The sequence below is a fragment of the Roseibium sp. M-1 genome, from assembly GCF_054515675.1.
Map to the genome: position 1 here is coordinate 705010 of NZ_CM137257.1, position 25495 is coordinate 730504.

A 25495-nucleotide genomic window follows, 5' to 3' on the forward strand; every position below is an offset into this window, starting at 1 on the left:
GAACCTAGTGACCCTAAGCCGGGCCGGTGGCAATTTCCGTGTCGTCCCGGCCACCCCATTCGGCCCATGAGCCGTCATAGAGAGCAAGATCTCGTACACCGAGAGCCGTCAGACCGAGGGTGAGGATGGCAGCCGTAACACCGGAACCGCAGGTGGTGGTCACTGGTCTGTCCAGATCCACACCTGCTGCGCGGTAAGCTTCCTCGAGCTGGTCCTTCGGCAGGAAGGTCCCGTCGGCGGAAATAAGGTTCGTGAAGGGCAGGTTCAAAGCCGTGGGCATATGCCCCTTGTGCAGTCCCGCGCGCGGTTCCGGCGCTTCGCCGGAAAAGCGGTCTGCGGATCGCGCGTCCAGGATCTGACGGTTGCCTGATGCGATGGTTTCGCGGACATGATCGAGATCGGCAACGGCACCATGGTTCAATCGCGAGGTGAAATGGCTTTCCACCCGGCGCGGCAGGTCGTCATCGAAAGGCCGGCCTTCCGCACGCCATTTAGGAAAGCCGCCATCGAGCACATAGACCCTTTGTGCACCCATGACTTTCAATGTCCACCAGACGCGGGGCGCGGAATAGAAATCGAAATCGTCATAGACGACCAGCGTTTGGCCGTCGCCGACACCGAGCTTGCGCATGGCGGATGAAAAGATGTGCGGCGCCGGCAGCATATGCGGCAAGCTGGAGGACTTGTCGCAAATCTCATTGACGTCGAAGAACACCGCGCCTGGAATATGCGCATTCGGATAGACAGCGGGAGCGTCCGGATGGGTGACCGGCGGCATCCAGGCGTTGATCACCACAAGGTCCGGTGATGAGAGATGATCGGACAGCCATTGGGTCGAAACGAGCGGGTGGTCGGTCATGTGCTTTCCTTAACTCTCCAAAAGTCCCTTGGATTTGTGCCAATCCTCAATGGATAGCTCCGGATAGCCCTGATAGTGCACATGCCCTGGACCTTCCGGAACATCGACCCAGTCCGGCTTGAATTCCAGCATGATATGGACAATCTCAGGCGGTGTTGGCAAGGGGCTATCGATAGCACCGGCGTGGGGATGAACAAGATGCGGCCAGCGCGGATCAAAGACCCACAGATGTGAGCCGCACGACTTGCAGAAATGACGTTCGGCTGGACTGGTCTTGCCGTCGACGTCAGCCTGCATCACGGCTTTGCATTCCACACCGCGGATCTTGAGACTGCCGGCGTCACCCATGAGATTGATCGCATAGCCGCCGCTGCCGCCGACCTTGCGGCAGATGGAGCAATAGCAGCGCATATAGGGATAGGGGGCGTGGCTCTCCACTTCAAAACCAACGGCCCCGCATTGACAGCTTCCCGACAATTTCATCTTTCCCTCCAGGTTGCCGAGGGTGTTCCACGTCAATCCGTCAGGCGGATACGTACACGGCGGTTCTGCTTTCCTTTGTTCTCGATCTTGCCGAGCTCAAGCTGCCCGATTTCGGAGGTGCGGCTGACATGGGTCCCGCCGCAGGGCTGCAAGTCGACATCGCCTCCGATCCGCACCAGACGAACCCGGCCCGATCCGCGCGGGGGCTTAACCGACATGGTTTTGACGAGACCGGGATTGGCGTCCAGTTCCTCATCGGTGATCCACTCTGTCGTCACCGCATGATCGCCCGATGCAAGCGAATTGAGCTCCTCCAGCAGCCTTTCCTTGTCGATGGTTTCGTCGCCGACGTCAAAATCGAGCCGGCCTTCAGTATCGCCGATCTGGCCGCCGGTCACAGGAAAGGGCAGGGCAACGGACAAGAGGTGAAGGGCTGTATGCATTCGCATCAAGCGATAGCGCCTCTGCCAATCGACATGCGCGATGACGACGGCTCCTTCGGCCGGGAGCTGTTGTCCTTCTGCGGGTACATGCACAATGGAGGTCTTGTCTTCGTCAAAGACTGTCGTGGCAATTTCAATCCTGCTGCCGTCTTCCAGTTCCAGGGCGCCTCAGTCGCCCGGCTGGCCACCACCTGTCGCGTAAAAGACTGTCCTGTCCAGAAGGATAGCGCCGCGTTCGTTGATTTTCACCACCTTGGCTTCGCACGTTCGAAGATAGGCATCGTCGCGAAACAGGGGCGTTGTCATCAGCGGTCTCCAGGTGGTTTGCAGAGCCGAATTGAGCAACGATCCGCGAACGGCGCAAGGCCTAATTGAACGGAAAGCGAGGCCGGGTCCCAACGACGAAGCCCGCAGACCATGGTCCGCGGGCACAGGCAATTAATGCAAAGTCGGCGTTAGTCGGCGAAGTTCAGATCGACAAATCCCTCAGACCAGTTCTGAGTGTTCGCCTTTCCCTTGGCGTTGGTAAACACCGGTTTGGTCTTCTCCTCTCGGGTAACCGTAAAGCACAGCTTGCCCCAGCCATCACCGCTCCAGTCCTCGCAATAGTGTCCCTTGCCTTCGATCTCTACGGCTTCCCAGGGGATGTTACGGATCTTGTCGCCCTTGACCACGACAACGGCGATACCGTCTTCGTGGTTGTTCTGGCGATACTCTGTGACACCGTCGGGAAAGAACCCATGGATGGAATTGCCCGACATCATGGTGTTGATTTCTGATGCTGACAGATTGGCAGGATCCGCCTGCGCGATGCCGCTTGCAAAGAATGCTGTCAGCGGCAATAGGCCAAGACCGGCCTGGTTGATTTTCCTCGTGATCATGATCCCCTCGGTTTCGATGCTTGCAATAAATCTAAACCCTTGGTTTTGTTTCCAAGGTGCTCCGCATCCTGCCTCAGCGCCAAGGGAAGGGCCGTGAATATCGACGCCAAAATTTCATCGGAACCGCTGCGTTACTCAACGAGCGCGCCCGCACGTGAAAGTGTCAACGAGCCACTTGGAGAAGCCTATTCCGCTTATTGGAACTGGTGGCTAAGGAATTTCGTCAAGCTGGCGCAAATGCGCTATCCCGAGGTCTTCTGCCAAAAGGGACCGGAAGTTGCTAAGCCGGATCCACTAAGCCGTGTCGGCCTTCTTCACAGCGCACGCGGTTGCGGTGCCGTCTTCGAGCTGTCCCGTGCGCTCGGTCGTCCAACCGGGTTCGATGTTATCAGCCATGTCCTGACAAGCGCTCCGACAGTGACCGATCTTGTCCGACGATGGTCTGGCGTTTTGGCAATGCAGTCCGAGATCCGCTTTCCCTCCGGTACCAGGTCTCAGGACTTCATTGCAGTAGATTGCGCGAAGGCGCTGGTGTTGTCCCCCCATGCGGTACGTCCTGCCAATCAACGACCTTTCGGTCCCGCAATGCTTGGGGGCGTTGCCCTCGGGACGCTGGAAAGCGCGGGAGTTGAAGTGCATAGCGTTTGGTCAGTGGCACGGAGCGGGGCGACCCATCCAGTCTTCCGGTTCGGGACCTTTGTGGGCAATCATATCGCCTTCGACAGCGATCTTGTCATCGTGCTTTCCGATGAGGCACCAGCCCTGACCGGAGAGTTCCGTCTGAAACCACCAGAGCGAGGCCTGGCGCTCAATCATCTTGTGCAGGGGGCACATCAGCTTGGCCTCAACCGTCTAGTTGGCCGTGTCGTCGGAGCGCTTGATGCTGCGGAAGGTGATCATCCGACACTTGCCGCGACTGCTGCCGGCCTGGGTTTGTCTGCACGCAGTTTGTCACGCCGGCTGAATGAGGCCAATGTCGGTTATGGCCGTCTTGCAAGGTTCGAAGGCTACCGTCATGCTGGCCGCCGGTAAGGCGTCACTCGACGAGATCGCTTTCCGGGCCGCATATTCGGACAGGCATCACATGTCCCGCGACTTCCGCAGGATGGCTCAGATCACACCGTCCGGTCTGAGGAATCTTCTGGCCGGGTGAACTTAAAGAACGGATGATGCCTTAAGGGACAGGATAGCCCTCCAGGTCAGTTATTTGCTCGTGCGACCAGCAGCTTCAGCGCAAATGTTCCCATGATGCCGGCGAAGGCCCAATCGAAAGCCTTCATGATTTTTGGCGAGGATTTCAGGAAGCGTGCAAAGGCACTTGCTCCCAAGACCATGAGCACACAGATCGGCATGCCGAGCAGCACGAAATAGAAGCCCAGGAACATCAACTTTCCAGTTGCGTTCGGGTCGCTCACGCTGACGAACTGGGGCAGGAATGTCACGAAGAACAATACGATCTTCGGATTGAGAATATTGACCCCCATGGCCTGCAACCAGACCCGATGAAACGGCTGCCGCGCTGACTTGCCAGCCTCGAGCGTCAAGCTTGACCCATGCCTTACCGACTGGATCGCCAGCCAGATCAGATAACCGGCTCCAACGATTTTCAGGAGGGTGAAGGCAAGTGCCGAGGCTGAAAGCAGGGCCGAAACACCGACAGCCGCCAGAACCGTGTGCACGACCAGTCCGCAGGCAGCTCCAAGGACTGCCGCAAGTCCTGCACCTCGGCCCTGTGTCAGGGTCTTGCTCATGAACAAAGTCATGTCGGGCCCTGGTGTGAAAGTGAGGACGAGGGCGGCGGCCGTGAAGGCGAGGAGTGTGGCGGTGTCGGGGAGGAAGGTCATGATCTGCCGGGTTCCGGTAATTCGATACCATTCCTCTTTAGATCATCGAAACCGGACTTGCCAGTGACGGACAAGACAAAGCGTGAGCCGCAGGTGGCGTCCCCGGCTCTTTGAGCCCTCAGGAGCATGCAACCAAATACCCGGGGAGCGGTCGCCAGTTTGTTAACCGGTACAACCAAAGGACTTGTCACACCGCGGGGCGAGATCAAAGGATGGGCGACAGCAGTCTTGCGCCCTGTGCCAGCACGCGAAACACATAGCTGCGGGACTGGAAGGCATCTGGCCAGGTCAGCCTGGAATTCTGGAAGTCCGTCTCCAGCATCGTCTCGACATTGGCGATCATGCGCTGATGGGTGAACCAGAGCGTCAGCTCGAAATTGATCTGGAACGAACGGTTGTCGAAGTTCACTGTCCCGATGGAGACCAGATCGTCGTCCATCAGAGTGACTTTCTGATGCAGGAAGCCGTCGGTGTAGCGGTAGACCTTGACCCCGCGCTGGACCAGCGTGTCTTCGTAAGCGTGGCTGGCGAGCCAGACGGTCCAGTGATCGCGCTTTTCAGGCATCAGCACCCGTACATCGACACCGCGCATGGCGGCCGAGCAGAGAGCGGTCTGAACGTCGAGGGAGGGGACCAGATAGGGGGTGGTGATCCAGAACCGCTTGCGTGCGCGGGCGGCCGTTTCGACGAAGGCAAGGGCGCATTCCTCGAGTTTGTCCGCCGGGCCGGTGGGCATCACCAGGACGGATTCGTCTCCCGGCATCGCGATCTCACCCACCTGCGGCACGTCGATCCGTTCGCCGCTCGCCCACAGCCAGTCCTCCACAAAGGACAACGAGCAGGCAACTGCTGCGGGACCTTCCACACGCACATGAGTGTCGCGCCAATGTCCGAACCAGGCGTCGCGGCCGACATACTGGTCGGCGACATTGTGGCCGCCGACAAATGTCACCTGGTAATCCACCACGACAAGCTTGCGGTGATTGCGGTAATTCAGCCGCATCGGCCCGAGCAGCCGCAGAAACTTGTGGTTCTGATTGAAGCCGCAGACCCTGACCCCGGCCTCGATCAGCCGGCCAAGGAACTCGCGCGACAGTGAGTGGCTGCCGACATCGTCATAGAGAAAGTAGACCTTGACGCCTTCGCTTGCTTTCGCGATCAGGGCATCCGCGATGTCTCGGCCAAGCTCATCATCATGTATGGCAAAGAACTGGAAGAAGACGACACTGCGGGCTTCGGCGATGGCTTTCTTGATGGCGGAGAAGGTGGCCTCGCCATCGATCAGCAGTTCTGCCTTGTTGCCTGCCAGGAAAGGCACTCCGGCCACCCGTGACAGAACCGGCCAATCGCGGGTTTCCTCGTGATCCGTCAGGCCGAGTTCATCGGCCCGCCTTGCACGTTCGGCCCGGCCGAGTGTTGCCTGGATACGGGCGTAATCGGAAAATGACCGCCAGCCGAAAACGAAATAGAGCGGCACGGTCAGGTAGGGCATGAAGAAGAGGGACAGCAGCCAGGCAACGGAGCCCTGCGAGGTCCTGGAATTCATCACCTCTCTCACGGCACAGATGCCGGCCGTCAGATACATGGCCGCAACGAAAGCCGCGACCAGCCCGAGGTTGTTTGCCATCACGTCCAGGACCCCGGCATCCGTCACAGCATCCCGGATCACCGCTTCTGCAGCAGCGCCATCATGTGCGAGTGTCGGATCTTCGGGGTCCATGGTGGTTCAGATCCTCAAGCCGGCTCTCAGGCGAAGGGGGCCTTGAGGGTGACCTGCCGTTCCAGCCAGACAGGCACAGGCAGGTTCTTGGACCGCAGGAATTCAGGATTGTAGAGCTTCGACTGTGACCGCGTGCCGTGATCGCAGAGGATCGTCACGATGGTTTTTCCCGGGCCGAGTTCACGCGCCAGTCGCCGGGCGCCCGCGAGATTGATCGCAGTCGAGCCGCCCAGAAGCAGGCCTTCGTTCTGGGCGAGATCGAAGACAAGCGGCAGGGCCTCTTCATCCGAAATGGTGTAGGCGTGATCGATCTTCAGATCGCCGACGATCGGCGTGCTGCGGCCAAGACCGATCCCTTCGGAGATCGAGCCGCCTTCGGAGGCTACAGCCTTGCCGGTCGTGAACAGGGACTGCATCGCTGCTCCTTGCGGATCGGCGCAACCGATGACGATGCCGGGCTTGTTTTCCTGAAGATAGGTGGAAACACCGGCGAGCGTGCCGCCGGAGCCGACTGCGCAGATGAACCCGTCGATCCGGCCGCCGGTCTGGGCCAAGATTTCCGGGCCGGTGGTCAGATAATGAGCCTTTCGGTTGTCGAGGTTGTTCCACTGGTCGGCGAAGATGGCGCCGTTAGGCTCCGTGCGGGCCAGTCCCTCGGCAAGACGGCGGGCGACATGCTGGTAGTTGTTCGGGTCGGAGAAGGGCTTGGCGGGAACTTCCAGGAGCTCTGCGCCACACAGGCGCAGCATGTCCTTCTTTTCCTGGGTCTGGGTTTCGGGGATGACTATGACGGTTCTGTAGCCGCGCGCACTGGCAACGAGGGCCAGGCCGATTCCGGTATTTCCGGCCGTGCCTTCCACGATGACACCGCCGGGCTTCAGATCGCCACGCGCTTCGGCTTCCAGGATCATCTGGCGGGCGGGGCGGTCCTTGACCGACTGGCCGGGGTTCATGAACTCGGCCTTGCCGAGGATTTCGCAGCCGGTTTCCTCCGACAGGGCTTTCAGGCGGATAAGGGGCGTGTTCCCGATCGCATCGACAACAGAAGCGGACACAGACATCTATTTTTTCCTGACTGATCTGGACCGATTGCGATTGCCGGCCAGATGAAATCTGATGAGCCCAGGACGCTAAAGGTCCGGGAGATCTTGATCAAGGCTGCAATGTAAGGCTTCAAGGGGGGAATGCCAGCATCCGTACCGCCATTCGGGGGACTTTTCCCCGTAGTGGAAAAAATGCGGCATGTGATGTTCCTCCCGGTTGCGGGATAGAAATTCTATTTCAGGCTATTCTGGTGTAAGTGATGATCCGAACCGGGTTGCCTGACGTATCGGCGATAGGGCAACTTGGGAATCTGGCCTTTGATGAGAGCAGTGATGGAAAAGAATGTGACCGGCATGGACGAGCTACTGGCCGGGTACGCGGCCGGGAACTTGACCTATCCGGCGCAGGCGCTTGTCGGTGCACATCTAGAGATGAGCGGTCAGAACAGGGGGTTCGTGTGCTCGCTGGAAACGCTCGCCGGTGTTGCGCTCGAGGACAGTCAACCGATTCCGATGTCGGACCGGGAGAGCGTGCTGGACGCTATATTCAGCGGTGCCGAAGGCGGCGACAACGACAATGTCGTTTCTGCTTCGGATTCCGGCGACGAAGACGCCGACGTACCGGCACCCTTGCGTGGCATCATTGGCCCGTCCATGACTAGCCTGCCCTGGAAGACGCTGCTGCCGGGTGTCAAGGAATGCAAGTTCGGAGACATCGATGGCTGCAGCAGCAGCCTGCTGTGGGTGCGTGCCGGCCGGGCGATGCCGTCGCATACGCACCACGGCACCGAGCTGACTCTCGTGCTCAAAGGCGGTTTTTCCGATGAAGACGGCCACTACGTTGCGGGAGACGTCGCTTTTGCCGACGGCGAAATCGATCACAAGCCCATCGCAGATGACGGCGAAGACTGCATCTGCTTTGCGGTGACGGCCGGGCGGCTGCAGCTGACCGGCCCTGTCGGACGCTGGTTCGACCCGTTCCTTCGCTGATTTAGATCCAGTCCCGGACCTGGCCGCGTAAACGGACGAAAACTCCGGGAGGCCAATTTGCCGAAAAAACTCTACGTCGCCGACCCCAAGGACGGATGTGCCTGGATCACGGGTGCGAGTTCCGGCATTGGCCGGGCACTGGCCCTTGATCTTGCCGCGTCCGGCTGGCGCGTTGCTGTTACTGCCCGTGCGGTGACGGCGCTCCAGGAGCTTGCCCAGAACGCGCGGGTTCTTCCCGGTTCAATTCATGCCTTTCCAGGCGACGTAACCGACACGTCGCTTATGGGTTCTCATTGCCGGACAATTGGCGAGGATCTGGGCGGGATTGCGTTGGTCGTTGCCAATGCGGGTCTTTATTTTCCGCAGGACGGGCTCGCCGGTGACGCTGACGCTTACCGGACGAGTTTTGACGTCAACCTGATGGGAACGGTCAATGTGCTTCTGCCGGCCATTGCAGCCATGAAAACAGCGGGCAGGGGGCAGATCGCGGTCGTTTCCTCGGTGGCAGGCTACCGTGGTTTGCCAACGTCTGCCGCCTATGGCGCGACCAAGGCCGGGCTGATCAACCTGGTGGAATCTCTCAAGTTCGACCTCGACCTCGCCGGCATCCGAATTCAACTCGTCTGCCCGGGTTTCGTCGATACGCCGGCGACCAAGAACAACCCGTTCCCGATGCCGAATCTTCTGCCAGTGGCAGATGCTGTCAGCGAAATCCGCAAGGGCTTGCAGCATCCAAGCCGCTTCGAAATCAGCTTTCCAAAGGCGTTTGTCCGTCAGCTGAAGTTGTTGAAATTGCTCCCGGACCGGTTCTATTTCCCGCTTGTTGCCCGGTCCACTGGCTGGAATAAGAAACAGGCCGGATAGACCGGCCTGTTCGATGTGTTCATAAAAGTGCCTGATCAGGCCGTTTTTTCATAGACCATCTGGCGCACGTCGATATTGCCGGAGCGGAAACCGGCCTCGCAGTAGTGCAGGTAGAATTCCCACAGACGTTTGAAGCGTTCGTCGAAGCCCATGGGGCTGATTTGCGGCCAGGCCTGGCGGAAGCGCTGACGCCACTCTGCAAGCGTACGGGCATAGTCCTGGCCGAAGATCGTCTGGTCCGTAAGCTGCAGGCCGAGAGAGCGGCCGATATCTGCAAGCCGCCCTGGTGGTGGCAGCATGCCGCCGGGGAAAATGTAGCGCTGGATGAAGTCGGTTCCCCGCCTGTAGTCGTCGAACATCCGGTCCTGGATCGTGATGATCTGCAACCCGGCGCGTCCGCCTGGTTTGAGGCAGCGCGACAATTGCTGAAAATAGGTCGGCCAGTATTTTTCACCCACCGCCTCGAACATCTCGATCGAGGCGATTCTGTCGAAAACACCCCGCTCGTCGCGATAGTCCTGGAAGACCACATCGACCTTTTCAGTGAGGCCCGCCTTGAAGATGCGTTCCCTCGCATAGTCGAACTGTTCCCGGGAAATGGTGAGTGCACGTACATGTGCACCGACCGTCCTGGCGACATGCTCTGCAAAGCCGCCCCAGCCGCAACCGATCTCAAGCACCTGATGGTTCGGTTGGATGCCGGTCTGACGCACCAGCGAAGCGTATTTCGCGGCCTGCGCCTGTTCCAGATTGTTGGTTTCGTTGCTGTAGATGGCCGAGGAATAGGTCATCGAGGGGTCGAGCCACTCCCGGTAAAAGGCATTGCCGAGATCGTAATGGGCGGAGATGTTCCGCTTCGAACCTTTCCTTGTGTTGGCATTGAGCCAATGGCGGATCGACAGCAGGAACCGGGTGAACGGCCGGCCCTGGAGCGCCCGCAAGGTCGATTCCTGGTTTTTGCAGAAGAGTTCAAGGAACGTGGTGACATCCGGTGACGACCAGTAACCGGCCATGAAGGCTTCGCCGACGCCGACGTCGCCAGCCTGCACGACCATGCGGAAGAAACGCCAATTGTGGATCTTCAGAACCGCTGCGGGACCGGGGTCCGTTCCCTCGATGCGGAAGACACGGCCGTCGGGGAAATGAATGTTTAGCGTCCCGAACCTGATGTTGACGGCAAGGCTGGCCGCGAGGCGCGCCAACCGGGGTACTCCCGTCAAAGCTGTCCGAAGGGTTTCGTGTGTCAGAACAATCGGCTCACTCATGGCAGAACCTCTTGAAATGTCATTTGTTTGAAACCAGCGGCGCCTGGAGGCCGTTCCGGTCTGACCCGTGATCCAATGCATCATTTTCGGGCCGTGGATGAAATGGTACACGCTTGCGCCAGATTTTAAAGGCCTCCCAGTGAATGGCGCCGATTACCTTGAAAGTGAGAAGCGGTACGCGAACACATTCGCGCAGCAGAGTCTTGCTCGTAAAGGGAGACCGGCGGCCCGAAAATGTCGCCGACAAGAGTGGTCCGGTGCTGTCCTTCTCCAGAATGCGGACGCGCACGGTATCGCCGGGCGGCAGCATGCGGAAGAAATAGTGCTGCTCCATCGAAACAAAGGGAGAGACGTAGAATTCCTTTCGCTGATCCTGACGGATGCCGGCGTCGCTTTCCTGTTCGGGGCGAACCGGTGCAACATAGGTATGCAACCCTCCGAAGGTGTTGCGCACCTCGTAGACCAACGCGAAGAGCCGGTCCTGCGGGTCATAGGCGTAGTAAACGCTGAGAGGGTTGAAGCCATAACCCAGCAGTCGCGGATAGGCCAGGAGAAGGATGCGGGCAGGTGGTGCCAGCTGTTTCCCTGCCAGAAGCGTTTCCACGTGGCGCCGGAGACTGGAACCGTCGCGCAGGCCGTGGTCGCTTTCGTGAAAAGACAGAAGATTGAACCGGTTGACCGAAAAAAGCCGGCTCATTCGGCTGGCTTCCTTCAACCTGTCCAGATCGATCAGCAGCGAGAAGACGGAATAGGAGAAACGATGCGACCGCGGTTTCATGCGCTGGTGCATCACCGTGCCCGGATAAAGTGTTGCCGCTTCCCGAGGGAGCGGGCCGTTGTCGCAGAGGCGGTTGGTCGGTCTTGCCGTCATTCTGCAGCCTCGAGCAAGGGGGCGTGTGCGTGTTGCCGGTCCCACGGTATTCGGGCACCGAGCGATCTGGCAATGTCGAGCCCGGATGCCAGGCCGTCCTCATGGAAACCATGGCCGCGCCAGGCTCCGCAAAACCAGGTGTTGTTTACGCCCTGGATTTCTAACAAGCGACGTTTGGCTGCAAGGGCGTTGGCATCGAATTGCGGATGATCGTAGATGAACTTGGCAAAAGTCTTTTCTGCGCGCGGTGCCTTGTACGGGTTCAGCGTCACGAAAACCGGTTTGGAATGATCGATGTTCTGTAGCCGGTTCATCCAGTAGCTGACGGTTACGTCCCGGGTCTCGCCATGATCCCGGTCGGACATGTAGTTCCAGGACGACCATACACGTTTTGAGCACGGCATGAGGGTCTCGTCCCGGTGCAGATAGACCTCATTCGGCCGGTATCGGATGGAGCCGAGGATTTCCCGCTCCTGCGGGCTCGCATCGCCGAGCATGGCAAGGCTTTGGTCCGTATGGCTGGCAAGGATCACCTGGTCGAAGACGTCGGTGTGTCCATTGATGTCACGAACGATGACTTGTCCGTTTTCGCGTCGGATGTCGGCAACCGGTGTTCCAAGACGCACCTTGTCCCTGAAGGAGGCGATAAGTCGGTCGACATAGGAGCGGCTGCCACCGGAAATCGTTCGCCACAGTGGCCGGTCGAAGGAGAGCAGCCGATGGTTCTCGAAGAAGGCAATGAAACTCTCCGCAGGATAATCCCGCATCTCGTTGATCGGTGTCGACCAGATGGCTGCGCCCATCGCCAGGAGGTAATCGTTGATGAACCCGGAAGAGTACCTTTCGTGGTCAAGGTAGCCGCCGAGCGTCACCCCCGTGAGCCTGCCAGCCTTCAGATCCTCGACAGCCTTCTTGTTGAAGCGGAAGATGTCCCGCAGCATGCGCAGGAAGCGTGGCGAGACGAGGTTTCGCCTCTGCGCAAAGATCGCGTCCAGCGAGTTGCCGGACCATTCAAGTTTGCCCCGGTCGGCAGAAAGCCCGAAACTCATGTCGCTGATTTCGCTTGCGACACCCAGATGATCGAGAAGGGCAGTGAAATTGGGGTAGTTGAGTTCGTTATAGACTATGAAGCCCGTGTCCACAGAGAGAGGCGTACCGTCATAGTCGATATCAACGGTGGCGCTGTGCCCGCCGGGCCGCATCCGCTTTTCGTAAAGCACCACGTCATGCCGGCCACTTAGAGCCCAGGCAGCACTGTTTCCGGAAATCCCGGAGCCGATCACGGCAATCCGCATTGTCTATCCTTTGGCACAGCAAACGCCTGTCGAGGCCCTCGCCAATGAAATCGTCCGTGCACACGCACTGGACCGGATACGCCACGTGGTTCGGCGCGGATCACGCATGTCGATGAATTTTTTGATTTTTTGGGAATGGGTCCACAACTGTGGATCAGCTCTTCTCAGAGCTGTTGCGGCCGCCTAGTGACGGGGCAATCCCCCGCTGATCCGGCGGATCGCCGGATGGCGGGAGTATTGTTTCACCCAGCTTGCGAGTTCTTAGGCCTGCAATGTGTCGACAAGCCAATTCCAGGCGATTTGCATGCGGGACCGGGCTGCATCGAAGAAGGCGACGACCTTCTGCCAGACCATGTCGCCAAAATCCGCGACCTGTAGCATGGTACCGCGCTTCTGTTCCGGCCGGTCTCCAGTTTCGATGAGCTCAACAGTCGTCGCGAGCGCGCCGTCATTTACGACGCGGCGGGTGACGGTCAAAGCGCCTTCGGTGACCAGTCTGGACTCATCCTTGCCCGCAACCAGATTTTCCTGGTCCATGGCCCGCACGACAACCGCACGGCCATCCGGCAACAGATGGGTTTCGTTCTTGCTGACTTCGGAGTCGTAAATAACTTCGCCGTAGGAATCGATCAGTTCGACCCAGATGGTCTTCCGGCCATCGAGCTCGATTTCGCCCACCCATATCGTGAGTTCACTTTCCAGCGGGTCCGTCTGGTCCTGGGATGCAGACGCAACTGTGACCGCGAGACGGTCCTCTGGCAACGTTACCGTTTCCTGAGGCAAAGGGGCCGCAGATGCGCTTCCCGCCAGGGCGAGGATGAGGCCAAGCGCAAGACTTCCAGCTTTCATATTCCGTTGCATGTACGCCTCCCAAGGCTGATACAACTTCATTCACTACGCCCGGGGTCTAAAATCCTGGTCCTTTTCGGACACTTTTCGACCTGTTGTGCCTAAGCGCCCCGTTTGCGCAGTCACGATTTCGCCATTATCGCACCACAATCTCCCCAATGGGTGTAACAAAGATCACAAATTTGGGCATATCCGGTTACTTTTCGGTAAGAAGTGTGGTGTCAAGGCTTAACTTCAAGGTCTTTCACCGCAACGTGATCGAATCTGCATCGTCAAATCTACCAGTGTCCGTAGGGTAAATTTCTTGACTGTGACCGATATGCATCGGTTTTTGGTGCAAATTGGAGCGGTTCTGCAGCGTGAAAACCTTCTTCTATAAACAAATAAGTGCCGTGAAGGTTCCGTGATCGGTCTGATTTTGCGCAGTCCACTTGGCCGTCAGACGTGAAAAGCTCCACCGGTTAGCCAACCGATGGAGCTTTTCCGATCTCGCCACTGTCGATGGGGCCGCGTGCCGAAATCCGATGTGCCAGATTTGATTTGTTCTGGCTGTGCGCCGCTTTTGCCGGATCCGGAACCTGAGATCCGCAGTTTTGTGCGGTCGTTATCATATTTGGAGAATTTGATACTGAGCGACCAGTCATATTCAACCTTGTCATTAATGACAGGGATGTAACAGGCAGTCTCGGAATTCTTCGGACAATTCACATCTAAAGCCATGATAATACTGGAAAATGTGGCACAGATAGTCTGTATTTGCCTTATTTCGGTCACTTAAATTAAATCGGACAAATCTTGCGCAAAGCGTAAATAGTTTGCTTAAGTCCTTGCGACTTCTTCAATAAGGTCCGTTTCCCGGCCAACCCGCATCGGAGATAAGTGACCAACACGGCCAGATCGATTCAAGGAAGTCTTCTGCTGCGCGTCAGACCTGGTTCGGTCATCATCTCCAGCCTCTCGCCGAAAGCCTCGGAACGGGGGGCCAGTCGAAATTCCGTTGAAACGGAAAGCAAGGTCCGGGCCGCTTCTCGTTGGCCAGCGCTTCGATATCCTGGTTGACCGCCCCGGCGCTGAGCGCCATTCGGGCCGGATTGGCGATCGGGGCAAGTTCCGGCGACAGATACCCCGATTTGACCACCAGGTAGCGCGCTTCAAGGGGCTCGATACCAAAGCGCCTGAAGTCGTCCAGAGCGTGAAACGGCCGGCGGCGCTCGGTCAGGATTACCCTGTTGCTGCCGATCCCGATGAGGACCTCTCTGTCCCCTTTCTGACTTGAGCCGAGCCGCTTGAGGACGAGGGCCTCCGCACTCACCCTCGGACAATTGCTGCCAAGCGCGCCACCAATAGTCAGATGGAGGAGGGAGCCGTCAGTCGCTGACCAGGCATCGTCGACCGCTAATGGATCGGCTATGCCGGCGAATACCGCGTCTCCCAACCCGCGCTGGAGCCAGGCCTGCAACACATCACACCGGTCGCCGACACCTCCGCCGGTCGGATTGTCTCCACTGTCGGCAAGTACAAAGGGAAAAGTTGTCACCGCCTCGGCGTCGTCCAGGGACGATTGAAGGGAGCCGGTGGGAACATCGAATGCAAAGGCAGAGCGAGCCGTCCAATAGGACGTGGCGATCTTGCTTGCTGCCGCCAAAATTGCAGTCGGGTCTGTTCCGGTGACGACAGCCGCGGCTGTTGCTCTTTCCGTGTCCGCCCAGACATATCCAATCATCAGATTGGCGTCGGTAACACCGGGCAAGCGGTCATACTCCGACAGCTCCCGGTAGAGCGACGCGGCAGGCTCGACTTTGGTGCTGGTACGTTCACCCGGCAGCAGAACCGGTACGGGAACCCAGGCAACGGACCGCTGCTTTCCTCCACGCAGCTGGTCGACAAGGTTTTCAGCCGCTCGTAAATGGGTCTCCAGCACATCGATATGCGGTGCCGTGCGATAGGCACAGAAGATGTCGATCCGGTCGAGGATTGCCTGGGTCACGTTGCCATGAAGATCGTAGCTGACCGCGATCGGCACCTCCTGTCCGACCAGTTCGCGAACGGCAGAAATCCAGTCTCCTTCCACATCCACCATCCCCGGAACATGCATGGCGCCATGCATGATCAGAAGCACGCCGTCCAGTGGAAGGGAGGCTTCCAGTTCCGTCAGAAAGCTCGCCTTGAACGTATTGTAGCACTCCGGTGACACCGGTCCGCCTGGAATGGAGCGGGCATGGAAGAGGGGCTGGAAGGTTGCGTCTGGGAAACGGTTGCCACCAACGCCTACCTGCGTCAGCATCGCGTCGCCGCGTGTCACCTGAAAATCCTCCACGGTTTGCAACAGCGGAGAGTAGGTGCTGCATTCGGTGTGAATGCCGCCAACCGCAATTCTCATCTGCCCCTCCCTTTGGGTTCAAAGCGAAGGCAAGAAGGAGACCTGGGCGGCAAAACGCTGCCAGACCTTGTTTTCAGGGATTGTCCATCCTGCTTCGGCCACGGCGTAGAGCCTTGGAAAGACCATGTGGTTGAATATGGTGTTATCGGTCATGTGTTCGCACCAGATACAAGCCTGGACGCCCTTGAGCCGACCTTCGCTGCCAGGTGTGAGACCGTCCGCAGGCTCGTAGCCGTAGCAAGCTTCCGGCGTCGACACGCCAGCCCACCCGGCACCCGGCTCGTACCAGCCCGATGCCTGGACCATGTCCATATAATAGTGCTGGCCAGGTGTGCAGATCACATCATAGCCTTCGTCGATCAGTTCCCTGGTGACCTGCTGTTTCTGCCAGGCCATCAGCAGGACGCCATCGGGATCTATGCCGCCGCCATGGGAGACTTCGTCCCAACCGGCGAGCTTGCGACCGAGTTTTTTCAGGATGTCGCGGACCCGGCCCATGAAATAGGCCTGGACCTCCATCGTGCCGTCGAGCTTCTTCTCTTCCATCAGGCGCTGTGTCTTGGGTGACGCGAGCCAGGACTTCATGTCGACTTCGTCGCCGCCGATATGAATGAACTCGAACGGGAACAGGCCGGCGACCTCGGCGAAGATCTTTTCCAGGAAGGCGTAGGTTTCTTCCATGGCCGGATTGAGGGCGTTGTTCGGATATCCCTGGATCGAATAGTAACTTTCCGGCGTTTCCGCCTGGTCGCACAGATGCGGATAGGTCTTGAGGACAGCCGTTGAATGGCCCGGAACGTCGATCTCGGGCATGACGTCAATGTTGAGGCTGGCGGCATGAGCGACGATGGCACGAACGTCATCCTGGCTATAGGACCCTTCATAAACTTCTGAAGCAAACCCGAGTTGCGGAACCTGCTGGCATCCCGGGCCGCGCCTTGCACCACCTGTTGTCAGTTCCGGAAAAGCCTTGATCTCAAGACGCCAACCTTCATCGTCGGTCAGGTGCCACTGGAAAACGTTCATGCGGCCCCAGGCGAGAATGTCGATAAGGCGCAGGACGTCCCTGGGTCCGCGGAAATGCCTCGAAACGTCGAGATGCGTTCCCCGCCAGGAAAAGCGGGGCGCATCCTCGATCACGCCGTCGGCCGGAAATTTGAAAAGACCCGGTTGCCGGTAAGCGCCGGTTGCGATCTGGGCAAGAACAGTCAATCCATAGTCGCGGCCGGCCGCGCCGCTGTAACTGAGCGTCGCCGATGCACCTGAGAAGGCAAGCCGGTAGCCGTCCTGAGGCAGGGAAGCGTCCTGCACAAAAGTCAAAGCCGCCAGATGATGTGAGCTCGTGAAGCGGAAGGGGTGCGGTGCGTCTGGAAAGAGGCGAATGGTGAGGGCGCTGATCTTGGCCGCCGCGGCTTTTTCTTCCGGCTTTCCTTCTGCAACGAGATAGGCGGTCAGGTCGTCGGAAAAGGCTGAAAGAGCTACCTTCTGCGGCCAGGGCACAATGTGAACCGGATCTGTCAGCTGTCCGGCCGGAAGGTGGCGCCGTTCCCCGGTGTCCAGCTCTTCCGGAGCTTCCAGGTCGTTGCAAAGTACCTCGCTCACGCTGCCATTGGTCGACACATAAGCGGATTTCGGCCCATCCAGTCGGTGCCGGGCAACATTGGCAAGGCCGGTGATGGCAAACCGCCAGCTTGTTCCGGGGGCGAGGACCAGTCCGCTTGGCGGCGTGATTTCATGAAAGTTGGCGACCCGGCTGAAGCTTGCGGCATTTTCAAGAACGGCATCGCGGGCAGCGCGGGTAACAGCTGTATAGGCAAGCGTGAAGCCTTTGAGCGGTTTCGAACCTGTATTTGTCAGGACGAATTCCTGGCGGGACGCCTTGATGTCGGCAGCGGGGCGGTAAAAACAATCGAGGACAAATTGGGGCATGACTTAAAATCCGTCAAAGTCTGGAGATTGCGTGAAAGTTCGGGGCAGGGCAGGCGATCCGGCGGTAAGGCCGCTGTCGACCGGCAGGCAAATGCCGGTGATGCAACGGGCTGCCGGACTGACGAGGAAGGAGACGGCCGCGGCGATGTCGTCCGGCTCTGGCAAGGATTTGAAGGGATACCAGGCAAGGGCCTCGGCAAAGACGTCCGGATTGGCCGCTTGCCTTGTCTTCCAGGCCTGGGTCTTGACGGTTCCCGGCGCGACGGCATTGGCCCTGATCCCGTATTTGCCGTATTCCACCGCGATCGCCCTGGTGGCATGGATCAGCCCGGCCTTGGCGGCGCTGTAGGCCGGATGCCCGAAAGCGGCAAGACCGTTGACCGAGGCAATGTTGACGACATTGGCCGATCCATTCTCAATCAAGGCTTGCTCAAAGGCCTTGAAGCAGTTGAGGGCTGCTTCGAGATTGAGCGCGAGATCCCTGCCAAGCGTATCAGCCGTCATTTCGTGCAGTGTCAGGGCAGCGGCCGCGCCGGCATTGTTGACGAGCGTTTTGACTGTTCCGAGCTGACCGGCCGCTTCGGCCAATGCGGCCAGTTCCGAAGGCCTGGTCAGGTCGCATCTGATTGCCGTGGCTTGCGCACCTTTTGCACAAAGCGCTGCGACAGCGGTGTTGAGTGCCGCTGCATCGATATCGACAGCCGCAATGACATGCGTCGCCGACAGGTGAGCGGCGATGGCTTGGCCGATATCGCCAGCCGCACCGGTAACGACCGCAACGGGTCTTTTGCTCTGGTCAGTCACCGAGGGCTTCCTTGTCGTCCGGATCGCGGGTGTTGCTGAGCTGATACTTGACGCGCCTGAGGTTTTCCCTCGCCTCGTCGCCGCGCTTCATGGCGACCAGCGTCGCAAGGAGGTCGGTCACGAACAGAAAGGCGTAGCGGCTGGTGCTGGGGCGCAGGATGTTGTCGCCTTCGGCAAGGTCGATGCCAATGGTGATGTCGGCGAGATCAGAAACCGGGCGTCCAGGACGGGTGAGGGCGATCACCGTCGCGCCATAGGTCCTGGCCGCTTCCAGCGCGCGCACCATCTGCAGGTTCCGGCCCGAGACGGACGAGGCCAGGATGACGTCACCCGTCTTCATGGTGGCTGCCTGCATCAGCTGCATGGCGTGATCAGTAATGCTCACGGTTCTGAGGCCGAGGCGGAAGAAGCGGTTCTGCATTTCGTCGGCGATCATCGAAGAGGTGCCACCCGCGCCGAAGGCGGTCAGGAGATTGGCTCCTGCGATGATGTCCGCAGCACGGACGACGCTGTCCATGTTGAGGCCCTGACGTGTCTGCGTCGCAGCGTTTTGAAACTGCGCCAGCAGGCTGTCGGCAACGTCATTAGGCGCACCGGAGGCGGCGTTGGCGGTAAGATACCGCGTGCCGGCAAAGGTGACCTGGGCCACCTGCACCTTGAAGGCCGTGAAGCTGTCGCAGCCGAGGCGCCGGCAGAACCGGGTCACCGTCGGCGGCGATACGCCGGCCCGGTCTGCAACATCCGTGATGCCGGCATTGACGATGAATTCGGCATCATTGCGCAACAGGGCGGCCAGGATTCGTTCGGACTTGGAAAGGTCCGGCTCGACCTGCTGCAGAACGGACAGGATGTCCCGCATCGGATCAGTCCGGCTTCTTGTAGGCGACGCAATCGATCTCGACTTTGCAGTCGACCATCATCGAGGCCTGTACGCAGGCACGCGCCGGCGGGTGCTCGCCGAAATAGCTTTTGTAGACACCGTTGAATGACCAGAAGTCGCGCGGATCATCCAGCCAGACGCCGCAGCGGACCACGTGCTCCAGGCCATAGCCAGCCTCTTCGAGGATTGCCAGTACGTTCTTGATGGTAAGGTGGGTCTGTTCGACGACGCCGTTGCCGACGATCTCGCCATCTTTCATCGCCACCTGACCGGAAACGTAGAGCCAGCCGTCGGCTTCCACGGCCCTGGCAAAGGGCAGGTTCTGGCCACCGGCTCCTGATTTTTCAGCGCCATAGCGTTTGATCGACATATTCCGCTCCAAAATGAAAATGATTTACATAGTGGTTTGACATTGGTTTCATTTCATCCTTATATCTTGCAAAAATCAACCATCAATATGAAAATGGTTTCCGATATGCAGGTTATTAGCGACAGTCAGACCAACCCCTTTGCCGGCAAAGACGCAGACCGCGCCTCAATCTGGGACATGCTTGTCTGGCGTGACATAAATGCTTTTGTCGCGGCCGACTGGAGCCAGGTGGCCGACGATTTCGACGAACCGGCCTTCTTCGGCGTCGATGGTGGCAAGGTGGCAAATCCCGATGACTGGAAGCTCGGATTTCCCGATCTCAATTCCTACAAGCAGCGCTGGTTGAGCCAGGCCGGAATTTTCAGGGCGACGGAATTTGCCGAAGATGCACGCGCGGCCATTTTCGATGCGACCCGTCTGACCGAGATCGACATCAATGGCGAGCGGGCGATCGCGCACAAGAAATTCGACGGCCGGATCCGGAAGGCTGATGGCGGGGAAGACCGTCTTCTCTGGCAGACGCTCTATTTCTGCGTCCGCAAGGAGGGGCGCTGGAAGATCTGTGGCTTTGCCGGGTACCTGCCGAACCCTCTCGGAGCCGTGTCCTGATATGACCCGTCCGCGCGCCTTCACAGCGGTCCTGGCAACGGAAACCAACACGTTTTCGCCCATCCGGATCGACCTCAATGCCTTCAAGGCGTCGCTCCTGGCCCGTCCGGGTGAGCATCCGGAAACACCGACGCTGTGTTCCGCTGTTGTTACAGTCGGCCGCCGGTTTGCCAGGGAAAACGGCTGGGAACTGGTCGAAGGCACAGCCGCCTGGGCCGATCCTGCCGGTCTGGTGGCGCGGGAAACATTTGAAGGTCTGCGGGACGAAATCCTCGATCAGATCAGAGCTGGTGGCGCCTTCGACGTCGTCGTCATCGGTCTGCATGGTGCGATGGTCGCCGATGGATATGACGATCCGGAGGGAGACCTTCTGTCGTCTATCCGGGAGATTGTCGGGCCTGGCACGCCGATCATCGCCACGTTCGACCCGCACAGCCATCTGACAGCCAAGCGGGTTGCCGCTGCAGATGCATTGATTGCCTTCAAGGAATTTCCGCATATCGACTTTGTCGATCGCGCGGAGGATGCCTGGGCGATCGCCGGCGAGACGGTCGCAGGCCGGATCAGGCCGGTGATGAGCGTCTTTGATCCCAAGATGATCGACGTCTTTCCGACGACGTCCGAACCGATGCGGCGTTTTGTCGATGACATGATCCACAGGGAACGGGAGACGCCGGGGCTGTTGTCCCTTTCCGTCATTCACGGCTTCATGGCAGGCGATGTCCCGGAAATGGGAACCAAGCTCCTCGCGGTGACGGATAACGATCCCGAACTTGGTCAAAACGTAGCGCGCGAACTCGGTGAAGCGCTTTATGCCTTGCGCGGCAAGGTGCGCAGCACGGAACTGACGCCGGCGGAGGCCTATGACCGGGCGTTGTCGTTCGACGGCGGTCCGGTGACGATCGCCGACATGTGGGATAATCCCGGCGGCGGTACGGCGGGCGATGCGACGGTTCTTCTGGCCGAAGCCATTTCCCGAAACCTGCAGGACATCGCATTCGGCACCATCTGGGACCCGGTCGCGGTCCAGCTCTGCCATGCCGCGGGCGAGGGCGCCCGCATGATGTTGCGCTTTGGCGCAAAGTCGGCCCCCGAAACGGGTGCTCCCATCGATGCCGAAGTTGAAATCGTCAGAAACATCCGGCAGGCGGAGCAGTTTTTCGGGGAAAGCATCGTGCCGATCGGCGATGCCAGCCTGATCCGCATCGGCGGTATCGAGGTGATCCTCAACTCCACCCGCGCTCAATGCTTCGACACGAGCCTGTTTTCGAACTTTGGCATCGATCCGGTGGCCCGCAAGATCCTGGTCGTCAAGTCGACCAACCACTTTCACCAGTCCTTCGCCCGTGTCAGTCCGCTCATCTTGTACTGCGCAGCCGGAAGGCCCTATCCGAACGATCCGCGCGTCACGCCTTACCGCAAGGCGCCGCGCGATATCTGGCCGGTCAACGAAGGCCGGACCAGTGATATCCAGAACTATGTGCCGGTGGTCGAACCGGCTGTTGCAGAGGGAGGCTGAGAGATGACTGTGGGGCTGTCTATCAACGATCTGCTGACCCCCGTTGCCGTGATCGACGAAACGGTCATGGAAACCAACATCAAGGTGGCGCAGGACTATTTCGACCGGATCGGACGGAATTTCCGCCCCCATATCAAGACCCACAAGATCCCGGCGCTGGCCGCCCTGCAGCTTGCCTTCGGCGCGCGGGGCATCAACTGCCAGAAGATCAGCGAGGCGGAAGTCTTTGCCGAAGCCGGATTCACCGACATACTGATCACCTTCAACATGCTGGGGCGACAGCGCCTCGACCGGTTGCGTGTGCTCAATTCCAAGGTGGATCTCCAGGTCGTTGCCGACAACGATGTCGTCGTCGATGGTCTGGCGGAGAGCTTTCACACGGATCAACCGCTGAAGGTTCTGGTCGAATGTGACACCGGGGCCGGGCGCAACGGCGTGCAGTCTCCGGAGGCGGCTCTCGAACTCGCCAGGCGGATCGACAGATCGCCGGGGCTGAATTTTCATGGCCTGTTGACCTACCCTAAAGCCTCTTCGGAAGCTGCGGTCGAGGCTTTCTTTTCCGAAACCCTGGCGCTCCTGAAAGAGGCCGGTCTCGACTGTCCCGTCGTCTCCCATGGCGGCTCGCCAAGTCTCTTCGACAGCGACCTCGTAAAGAGCGCGACCGAACACCGGGCGGGAACCTATATCTTCAACGATCGCTCGATGGTGCGGGCTGGCATGTGCGATTTCGACGATTGCGCCATGCATGTGCTGGCAACCGTCGTGTCGCGGCCGACGGAAACGCGGGCCGTTTTGGATGCCGGTTCCAAGGCTCTGACGTCCGATCTTCTGGGATTCGCCGACCATGGGCTCCTGATCGACTATCCGGAAGCCTCGATCCAGTCCCTCAGCGAGGAGCACGCCGTGGTGGATCTGTCGAAATCCGGCAGGAAACCCGAAGTCGGCGAGCGGGTGCGTATCGTCCCGAACCATACCTGCGTGGTCTCGAACCTCTTTGACCGCCTGGTCTTTCACAGGGACGGCGTGGTGACGCGGATTGAGCCCGTCGCCGCCCGTGGGCAAGTCGTCTAGTCCTCCAGACGACTTGCCCGCCTATTTTCTTGAAACGCAAACGGCCGCCAATTGGCGGCCGTATCGTTTTGAATGAAAATAACCAAACCTCAGATATGCATCTCTGCCGCATCGAGCTCTTCGAGCGACATCAGGCGTTCAAAGGCCTGGCCGGTGTCATCGAAGAGGTGGCAGTCGGCACCGTTGAGGCCCATGGAGACTGGCTTGCCGACCTTGGCAGGTGCGGAACCCGGCAGCAGGCTGCAGAAGGTCGCCTTCGCTCCGGTCACTGTGCTGTAGGTTACCGTGTGAATACCGAGATGTTCCACGACGTTCGGAACGACTTCGATCGCGGCGTCCGCTGAGCCCAACCTCAAGTGTTCCGGGCGGATGCCGAGGGTCAGCGTCTTGCCGGAAACGTCGCCGGCGGCATTCACCTTGACCCTCAGGTTCTGGCCTCCCGGCAGCGTCACCACGACACCATCCGCGCCGGCACTCTTTCCGGTGACGGTGAGGAAGTTCATTTTCGGATTGCCGATGAAGCCAGCGACGAATTCATTCTGCGGCTTGTGGTAAAGCTCCAGAGGCGAGCCGACCTGCGAGATCACTCCCTGATCCAGAACCACGATCCGGTCGGCCATGGTCATGGCCTCCACCTGATCGTGAGTGACGTATATCATGGTGGCATCAAGCTCGGTGTGCAGCTTTGCAAGTTCGACCCGCATTTCCGCACGCAAGGCCGCATCGAGGTTCGAGAGCGGTTCGTCGAACAGGAAGACCGAGGGCGCCCGCACGATGGCACGGCCAATGGCAACGCGCTGGCGCTGGCCGCCGGAAAGTTCGCCTGGCTTGTGCTGCAGCCGTTCCTTGAGCTGCAGGATGCCGGCGGCTTCCTGAACCTTTTCTTCGACCTTGTCTTTCGACAGGCGTTCGACTCGCAGCGGAAAGGCGATGTTCTCGTAGACCGTCATATGCGGATAGAGCGCATAGGACTGGAACACCATGGCAATGCCGCGTTTGACCGGCGGCAGGTCATTGACGACCTTGTTTTCGATCGTGATATCGCCGCCCGTGATTTCTTCTAGCCCCGCAATCATGCGCAGCAAAGTTGATTTTCCGCATCCAGACGGACCGACAAAAACAATGAACTCGCCATGGCCCACATCAAGATTGACGCCCTTGATGACTTCCATATGGCCATAGCTCTTGTGTACGTCGCGCAGCTGCAACTCGCCCATGGTCATTCCTTCTTTGGAGAGGTGGCCGGGCCCAGGATGTGGGAAGGGGCCCGGTCAGGCTCGAGGAGTTACTTGAATTCCTCAAGCTGTTCGGCTGCGGTTTCAACGGCTTCCGCCGGATCGATTTCGCCCAGGACCACGCCCTGAACGGCCTCGTTGATCGAATCCTGCAGGCCAACATAGTCGGTGACGAACGGCTCCGGTCCACCGGTTGCGATCGCATCGAGGAACGCCGCCCAGGTCGGGTCCTTCTTGACCAGTTCCTTTACTTCCGGCAGGTCGCGCAGCGGCGTGAAACCTTCGGCGAGTTCAAATGCCATCTGGTTTTCCGGGTTGGTCAGGAGCTTGGCCAGCGAAAGGGCCTGTTCTTCAACGCCCGAGCCCTTGAAGACGGCGAGCGAGTCGGTGATGAGCAGCGTGCCCGGGGTTCCACGCGGGCCGACCGGGATCGGAGCGACGCCCCAGTTCACGTCGGTTACACGGGTGCGCTCCCACGGGCCGGAGATGAACATGCCGATCTTGCCTTCGGAGAAAAGCGGACGCAGCTTGGCACGGTCATAGGCAACCGGGCCAGGCTGGGAGACGGTCGCCATCTTGCCGTAGAAGGCGAGCGCTTCGACGTTATTCTCCGAGTTGAAGACGATCTCGCCGTCCTCATTAATCACCTGGCCGCCGTTCGTGTACACGTAGTTCATGAACTGGTGCATGGTGTTGTCGAACGAGGCTGCCGCGAGTCCAAAACCGTCGGCGTCGGTCTTGTCCTTTATTGCCTTGGCGAAATCGTACATTTCGTCCCAGGTCTTGGGCGGCGTTTCCGGATCGAGGCCTGCGGCCTTGTAAAGGTCCTTGTTCCAGTAGAGTGCCTTGGTGGAGAAGGCGCGGGGCAGGCCCCACTGCTGGCCGTTTGCAGTGATCGTGGCGAGGATCGGTGCCGCGTAAGTTGCCTTTTCCTCGTCCGTCATGTTGACCGGAATAATCAGGTCGTTGGCCGCAAGCTGCTTCAGAGTGCGAGACCCCATATAGGCGACTGCGGGCGGGTTTCCAGCCGAAGCGAGGGTTGTGGACTTCTCCTGGCACTGACCCCAGGGCACGAATTCCAGCTCCACCTTGAAGCCCGGATTTTCTGCTTCCCATCCCTTGATCAACCCATCCTGGATCGGGATACCGGCGCCGGTGTTGTCGCCGCAGTTGATCATGTGAATGATCTTGTCTTCGGCCTGAGAGGAACTAACCAGGGCGAGCGCAAAAACTCCCCCCAAGAGAACTGATTTCAAAGTCATCTGTTTTCCCTTTCTGGTTGATTTTTCTT

At 59.2% G+C, this 25495-nt stretch carries 24 protein-coding genes and 1 pseudogene; 7 read left to right on the forward strand and 18 right to left on the reverse strand.

The window, feature by feature from the left end:
- Positions 1-13: 13 nt before the first annotated feature.
- From sseA to ACX3M4_RS03265, 4 genes and pseudogenes are all read right to left on the reverse strand, one after another.
- Positions 14-859 (reverse strand): 3-mercaptopyruvate sulfurtransferase, encoded by an 846-nt coding sequence (sseA, locus tag ACX3M4_RS03250; protein ID WP_459357164.1) that lies wholly within the window; start codon positions 857-859, stop codon positions 14-16.
- Positions 860-868: 9 nt separating this feature from the next.
- Positions 869-1342: a GFA family protein gene (locus tag ACX3M4_RS03255; protein WP_459357165.1), complete on the reverse strand. Its 474-nt coding sequence runs from the start codon at positions 1340-1342 to the stop codon at positions 869-871.
- A 32-nt stretch (positions 1343-1374) separates the two neighbouring features.
- Positions 1375-2091: pseudogene (locus ACX3M4_RS03260) on the reverse strand (alanyl-tRNA editing protein).
- A gap of 149 nt (positions 2092-2240) precedes the next feature.
- Positions 2241-2666, reverse strand: a complete 426-nt coding sequence (locus tag ACX3M4_RS03265; RefSeq protein WP_459357166.1) for a hypothetical protein — start codon at positions 2664-2666, stop codon at positions 2241-2243.
- A 93-nt stretch (positions 2667-2759) separates the two neighbouring features.
- Between ACX3M4_RS03265 and ACX3M4_RS03270 the strand changes: the two genes are divergently transcribed.
- A complete protein-coding gene (locus tag ACX3M4_RS03270; RefSeq protein ID WP_459357167.1) occupies positions 2760-3698 on the forward strand; it encodes a hypothetical protein in 939 nt (312 codons plus the stop codon).
- On the forward strand, positions 3682-3819 hold the full coding sequence (locus ACX3M4_RS03275; RefSeq protein WP_459357168.1) for a helix-turn-helix domain-containing protein: 138 nt from the start codon (positions 3682-3684) through the stop codon (positions 3817-3819). The genes ACX3M4_RS03270 and ACX3M4_RS03275 overlap by 17 nt, the downstream gene beginning before the upstream one ends.
- 46 nt (positions 3820-3865) lie before the next feature.
- Here ACX3M4_RS03275 and ACX3M4_RS03280 read toward each other — a convergent pair whose 3' ends face one another.
- The 3 genes from ACX3M4_RS03280 to ACX3M4_RS03290 form a co-directional block, all read right to left on the reverse strand.
- Positions 3866-4510, reverse strand: coding sequence for a LysE family translocator (locus ACX3M4_RS03280; protein WP_459357169.1), 645 nt, complete (start codon positions 4508-4510; stop codon positions 3866-3868).
- A 205-nt stretch (positions 4511-4715) separates the two neighbouring features.
- Positions 4716-6230, reverse strand: coding sequence for a cardiolipin synthase (gene cls / locus ACX3M4_RS03285; protein WP_459357170.1), 1515 nt, complete (start codon positions 6228-6230; stop codon positions 4716-4718).
- A 26-nt stretch (positions 6231-6256) separates the two neighbouring features.
- Positions 6257-7291 (reverse strand): cysteine synthase A, encoded by a 1035-nt coding sequence (locus ACX3M4_RS03290; RefSeq protein ID WP_459357171.1) that lies wholly within the window; start codon positions 7289-7291, stop codon positions 6257-6259.
- Between the two features lie 315 nt (positions 7292-7606).
- Here ACX3M4_RS03290 and ACX3M4_RS03295 point away from each other — a divergent pair, with 315 nt between their 5' ends.
- The gene (locus ACX3M4_RS03295; RefSeq protein ID WP_459357172.1) at positions 7607-8263 is read left to right on the forward strand and encodes a ChrR family anti-sigma-E factor; all 657 of its coding nucleotides are present in this window, start codon (positions 7607-7609) and stop codon (positions 8261-8263) included.
- Between the two features lie 57 nt (positions 8264-8320).
- Complete coding sequence (locus ACX3M4_RS03300) at positions 8321-9127, forward strand: SDR family NAD(P)-dependent oxidoreductase (protein ID WP_459357173.1); 807 nt, start codon at positions 8321-8323, stop codon at positions 9125-9127.
- A gap of 35 nt (positions 9128-9162) precedes the next feature.
- Here ACX3M4_RS03300 and ACX3M4_RS03305 read toward each other — a convergent pair whose 3' ends face one another.
- The 9 genes from ACX3M4_RS03305 to ACX3M4_RS03345 all read right to left on the reverse strand — a co-directional run bounded on the left by ACX3M4_RS03305 (position 9163) and on the right by ACX3M4_RS03345 (position 19770).
- Complete coding sequence (locus ACX3M4_RS03305) at positions 9163-10392, reverse strand: class I SAM-dependent methyltransferase (RefSeq protein ID WP_459357174.1); 1230 nt, start codon at positions 10390-10392, stop codon at positions 9163-9165.
- 19 nt (positions 10393-10411) lie between these two features.
- Positions 10412-11263: a DUF1365 domain-containing protein gene (locus ACX3M4_RS03310; protein WP_459357175.1), complete on the reverse strand. Its 852-nt coding sequence runs from the start codon at positions 11261-11263 to the stop codon at positions 10412-10414.
- On the reverse strand, positions 11260-12558 hold the full coding sequence (locus ACX3M4_RS03315) for an NAD(P)/FAD-dependent oxidoreductase (RefSeq protein ID WP_459357176.1): 1299 nt from the start codon (positions 12556-12558) through the stop codon (positions 11260-11262). Before ACX3M4_RS03315 ends, ACX3M4_RS03310 begins: the two co-directional genes overlap by 4 nt.
- Before the next feature lie 261 nt (positions 12559-12819).
- Positions 12820-13419 (reverse strand): hypothetical protein, encoded by a 600-nt coding sequence (locus ACX3M4_RS03320; RefSeq protein ID WP_459357177.1) that lies wholly within the window; start codon positions 13417-13419, stop codon positions 12820-12822.
- Between the two features lie 931 nt (positions 13420-14350).
- Complete coding sequence (locus tag ACX3M4_RS03325; protein ID WP_459357178.1) at positions 14351-15787, reverse strand: M81 family metallopeptidase; 1437 nt, start codon at positions 15785-15787, stop codon at positions 14351-14353.
- 18 nt (positions 15788-15805) lie between these two features.
- Positions 15806-17716 carry a beta-N-acetylhexosaminidase gene (locus ACX3M4_RS03330; RefSeq protein ID WP_459357179.1) on the reverse strand — a complete coding sequence of 637 codons (1911 nt, stop codon included), beginning with the start codon at positions 17714-17716 and terminating at the stop codon, positions 15806-15808.
- Positions 17717-17719: 3 nt separating this feature from the next.
- Positions 17720-18520, reverse strand: a complete 801-nt coding sequence (locus tag ACX3M4_RS03335) for an SDR family oxidoreductase (protein ID WP_459357180.1) — start codon at positions 18518-18520, stop codon at positions 17720-17722.
- Complete coding sequence (locus ACX3M4_RS03340; RefSeq protein WP_459357181.1) at positions 18513-19379, reverse strand: MurR/RpiR family transcriptional regulator; 867 nt, start codon at positions 19377-19379, stop codon at positions 18513-18515. Before ACX3M4_RS03340 ends, ACX3M4_RS03335 begins: the two co-directional genes overlap by 8 nt.
- A 4-nt stretch (positions 19380-19383) precedes the next feature.
- A complete protein-coding gene (locus ACX3M4_RS03345) occupies positions 19384-19770 on the reverse strand; it encodes a RidA family protein (protein WP_459357182.1) in 387 nt (128 codons plus the stop codon).
- A 105-nt stretch (positions 19771-19875) separates the two neighbouring features.
- Here ACX3M4_RS03345 and ACX3M4_RS03350 point away from each other — a divergent pair, with 105 nt between their 5' ends.
- The 3 genes from ACX3M4_RS03350 to ACX3M4_RS03360 are packed head-to-tail and all read left to right on the forward strand — an operon-like array spanning position 19876 to position 22969.
- Positions 19876-20379, forward strand: a complete 504-nt coding sequence (locus tag ACX3M4_RS03350; RefSeq protein WP_459357183.1) for a hypothetical protein — start codon at positions 19876-19878, stop codon at positions 20377-20379.
- A 1-nt stretch (position 20380) separates the two neighbouring features.
- Complete coding sequence (locus tag ACX3M4_RS03355; RefSeq protein WP_459357184.1) at positions 20381-21898, forward strand: M81 family metallopeptidase; 1518 nt, start codon at positions 20381-20383, stop codon at positions 21896-21898.
- A 3-nt stretch (positions 21899-21901) separates the two neighbouring features.
- The gene (locus ACX3M4_RS03360; RefSeq protein ID WP_459357185.1) at positions 21902-22969 is read left to right on the forward strand and encodes a D-TA family PLP-dependent enzyme; all 1068 of its coding nucleotides are present in this window, start codon (positions 21902-21904) and stop codon (positions 22967-22969) included.
- Positions 22970-23058: 89 nt separating this feature from the next.
- Here the strand turns inward: ACX3M4_RS03360 and ACX3M4_RS03365 are convergent, their stop codons facing one another.
- On the reverse strand, positions 23059-24186 hold the full coding sequence (locus tag ACX3M4_RS03365; protein ID WP_459357186.1) for an ABC transporter ATP-binding protein: 1128 nt from the start codon (positions 24184-24186) through the stop codon (positions 23059-23061).
- Between the two features lie 68 nt (positions 24187-24254).
- Entirely contained in the window at positions 24255-25466 is a 1212-nt protein-coding gene (locus ACX3M4_RS03370) for an ABC transporter substrate-binding protein (RefSeq protein WP_459357187.1), read from the reverse strand.
- Positions 25467-25495: the final 29 nt, after the last annotated feature.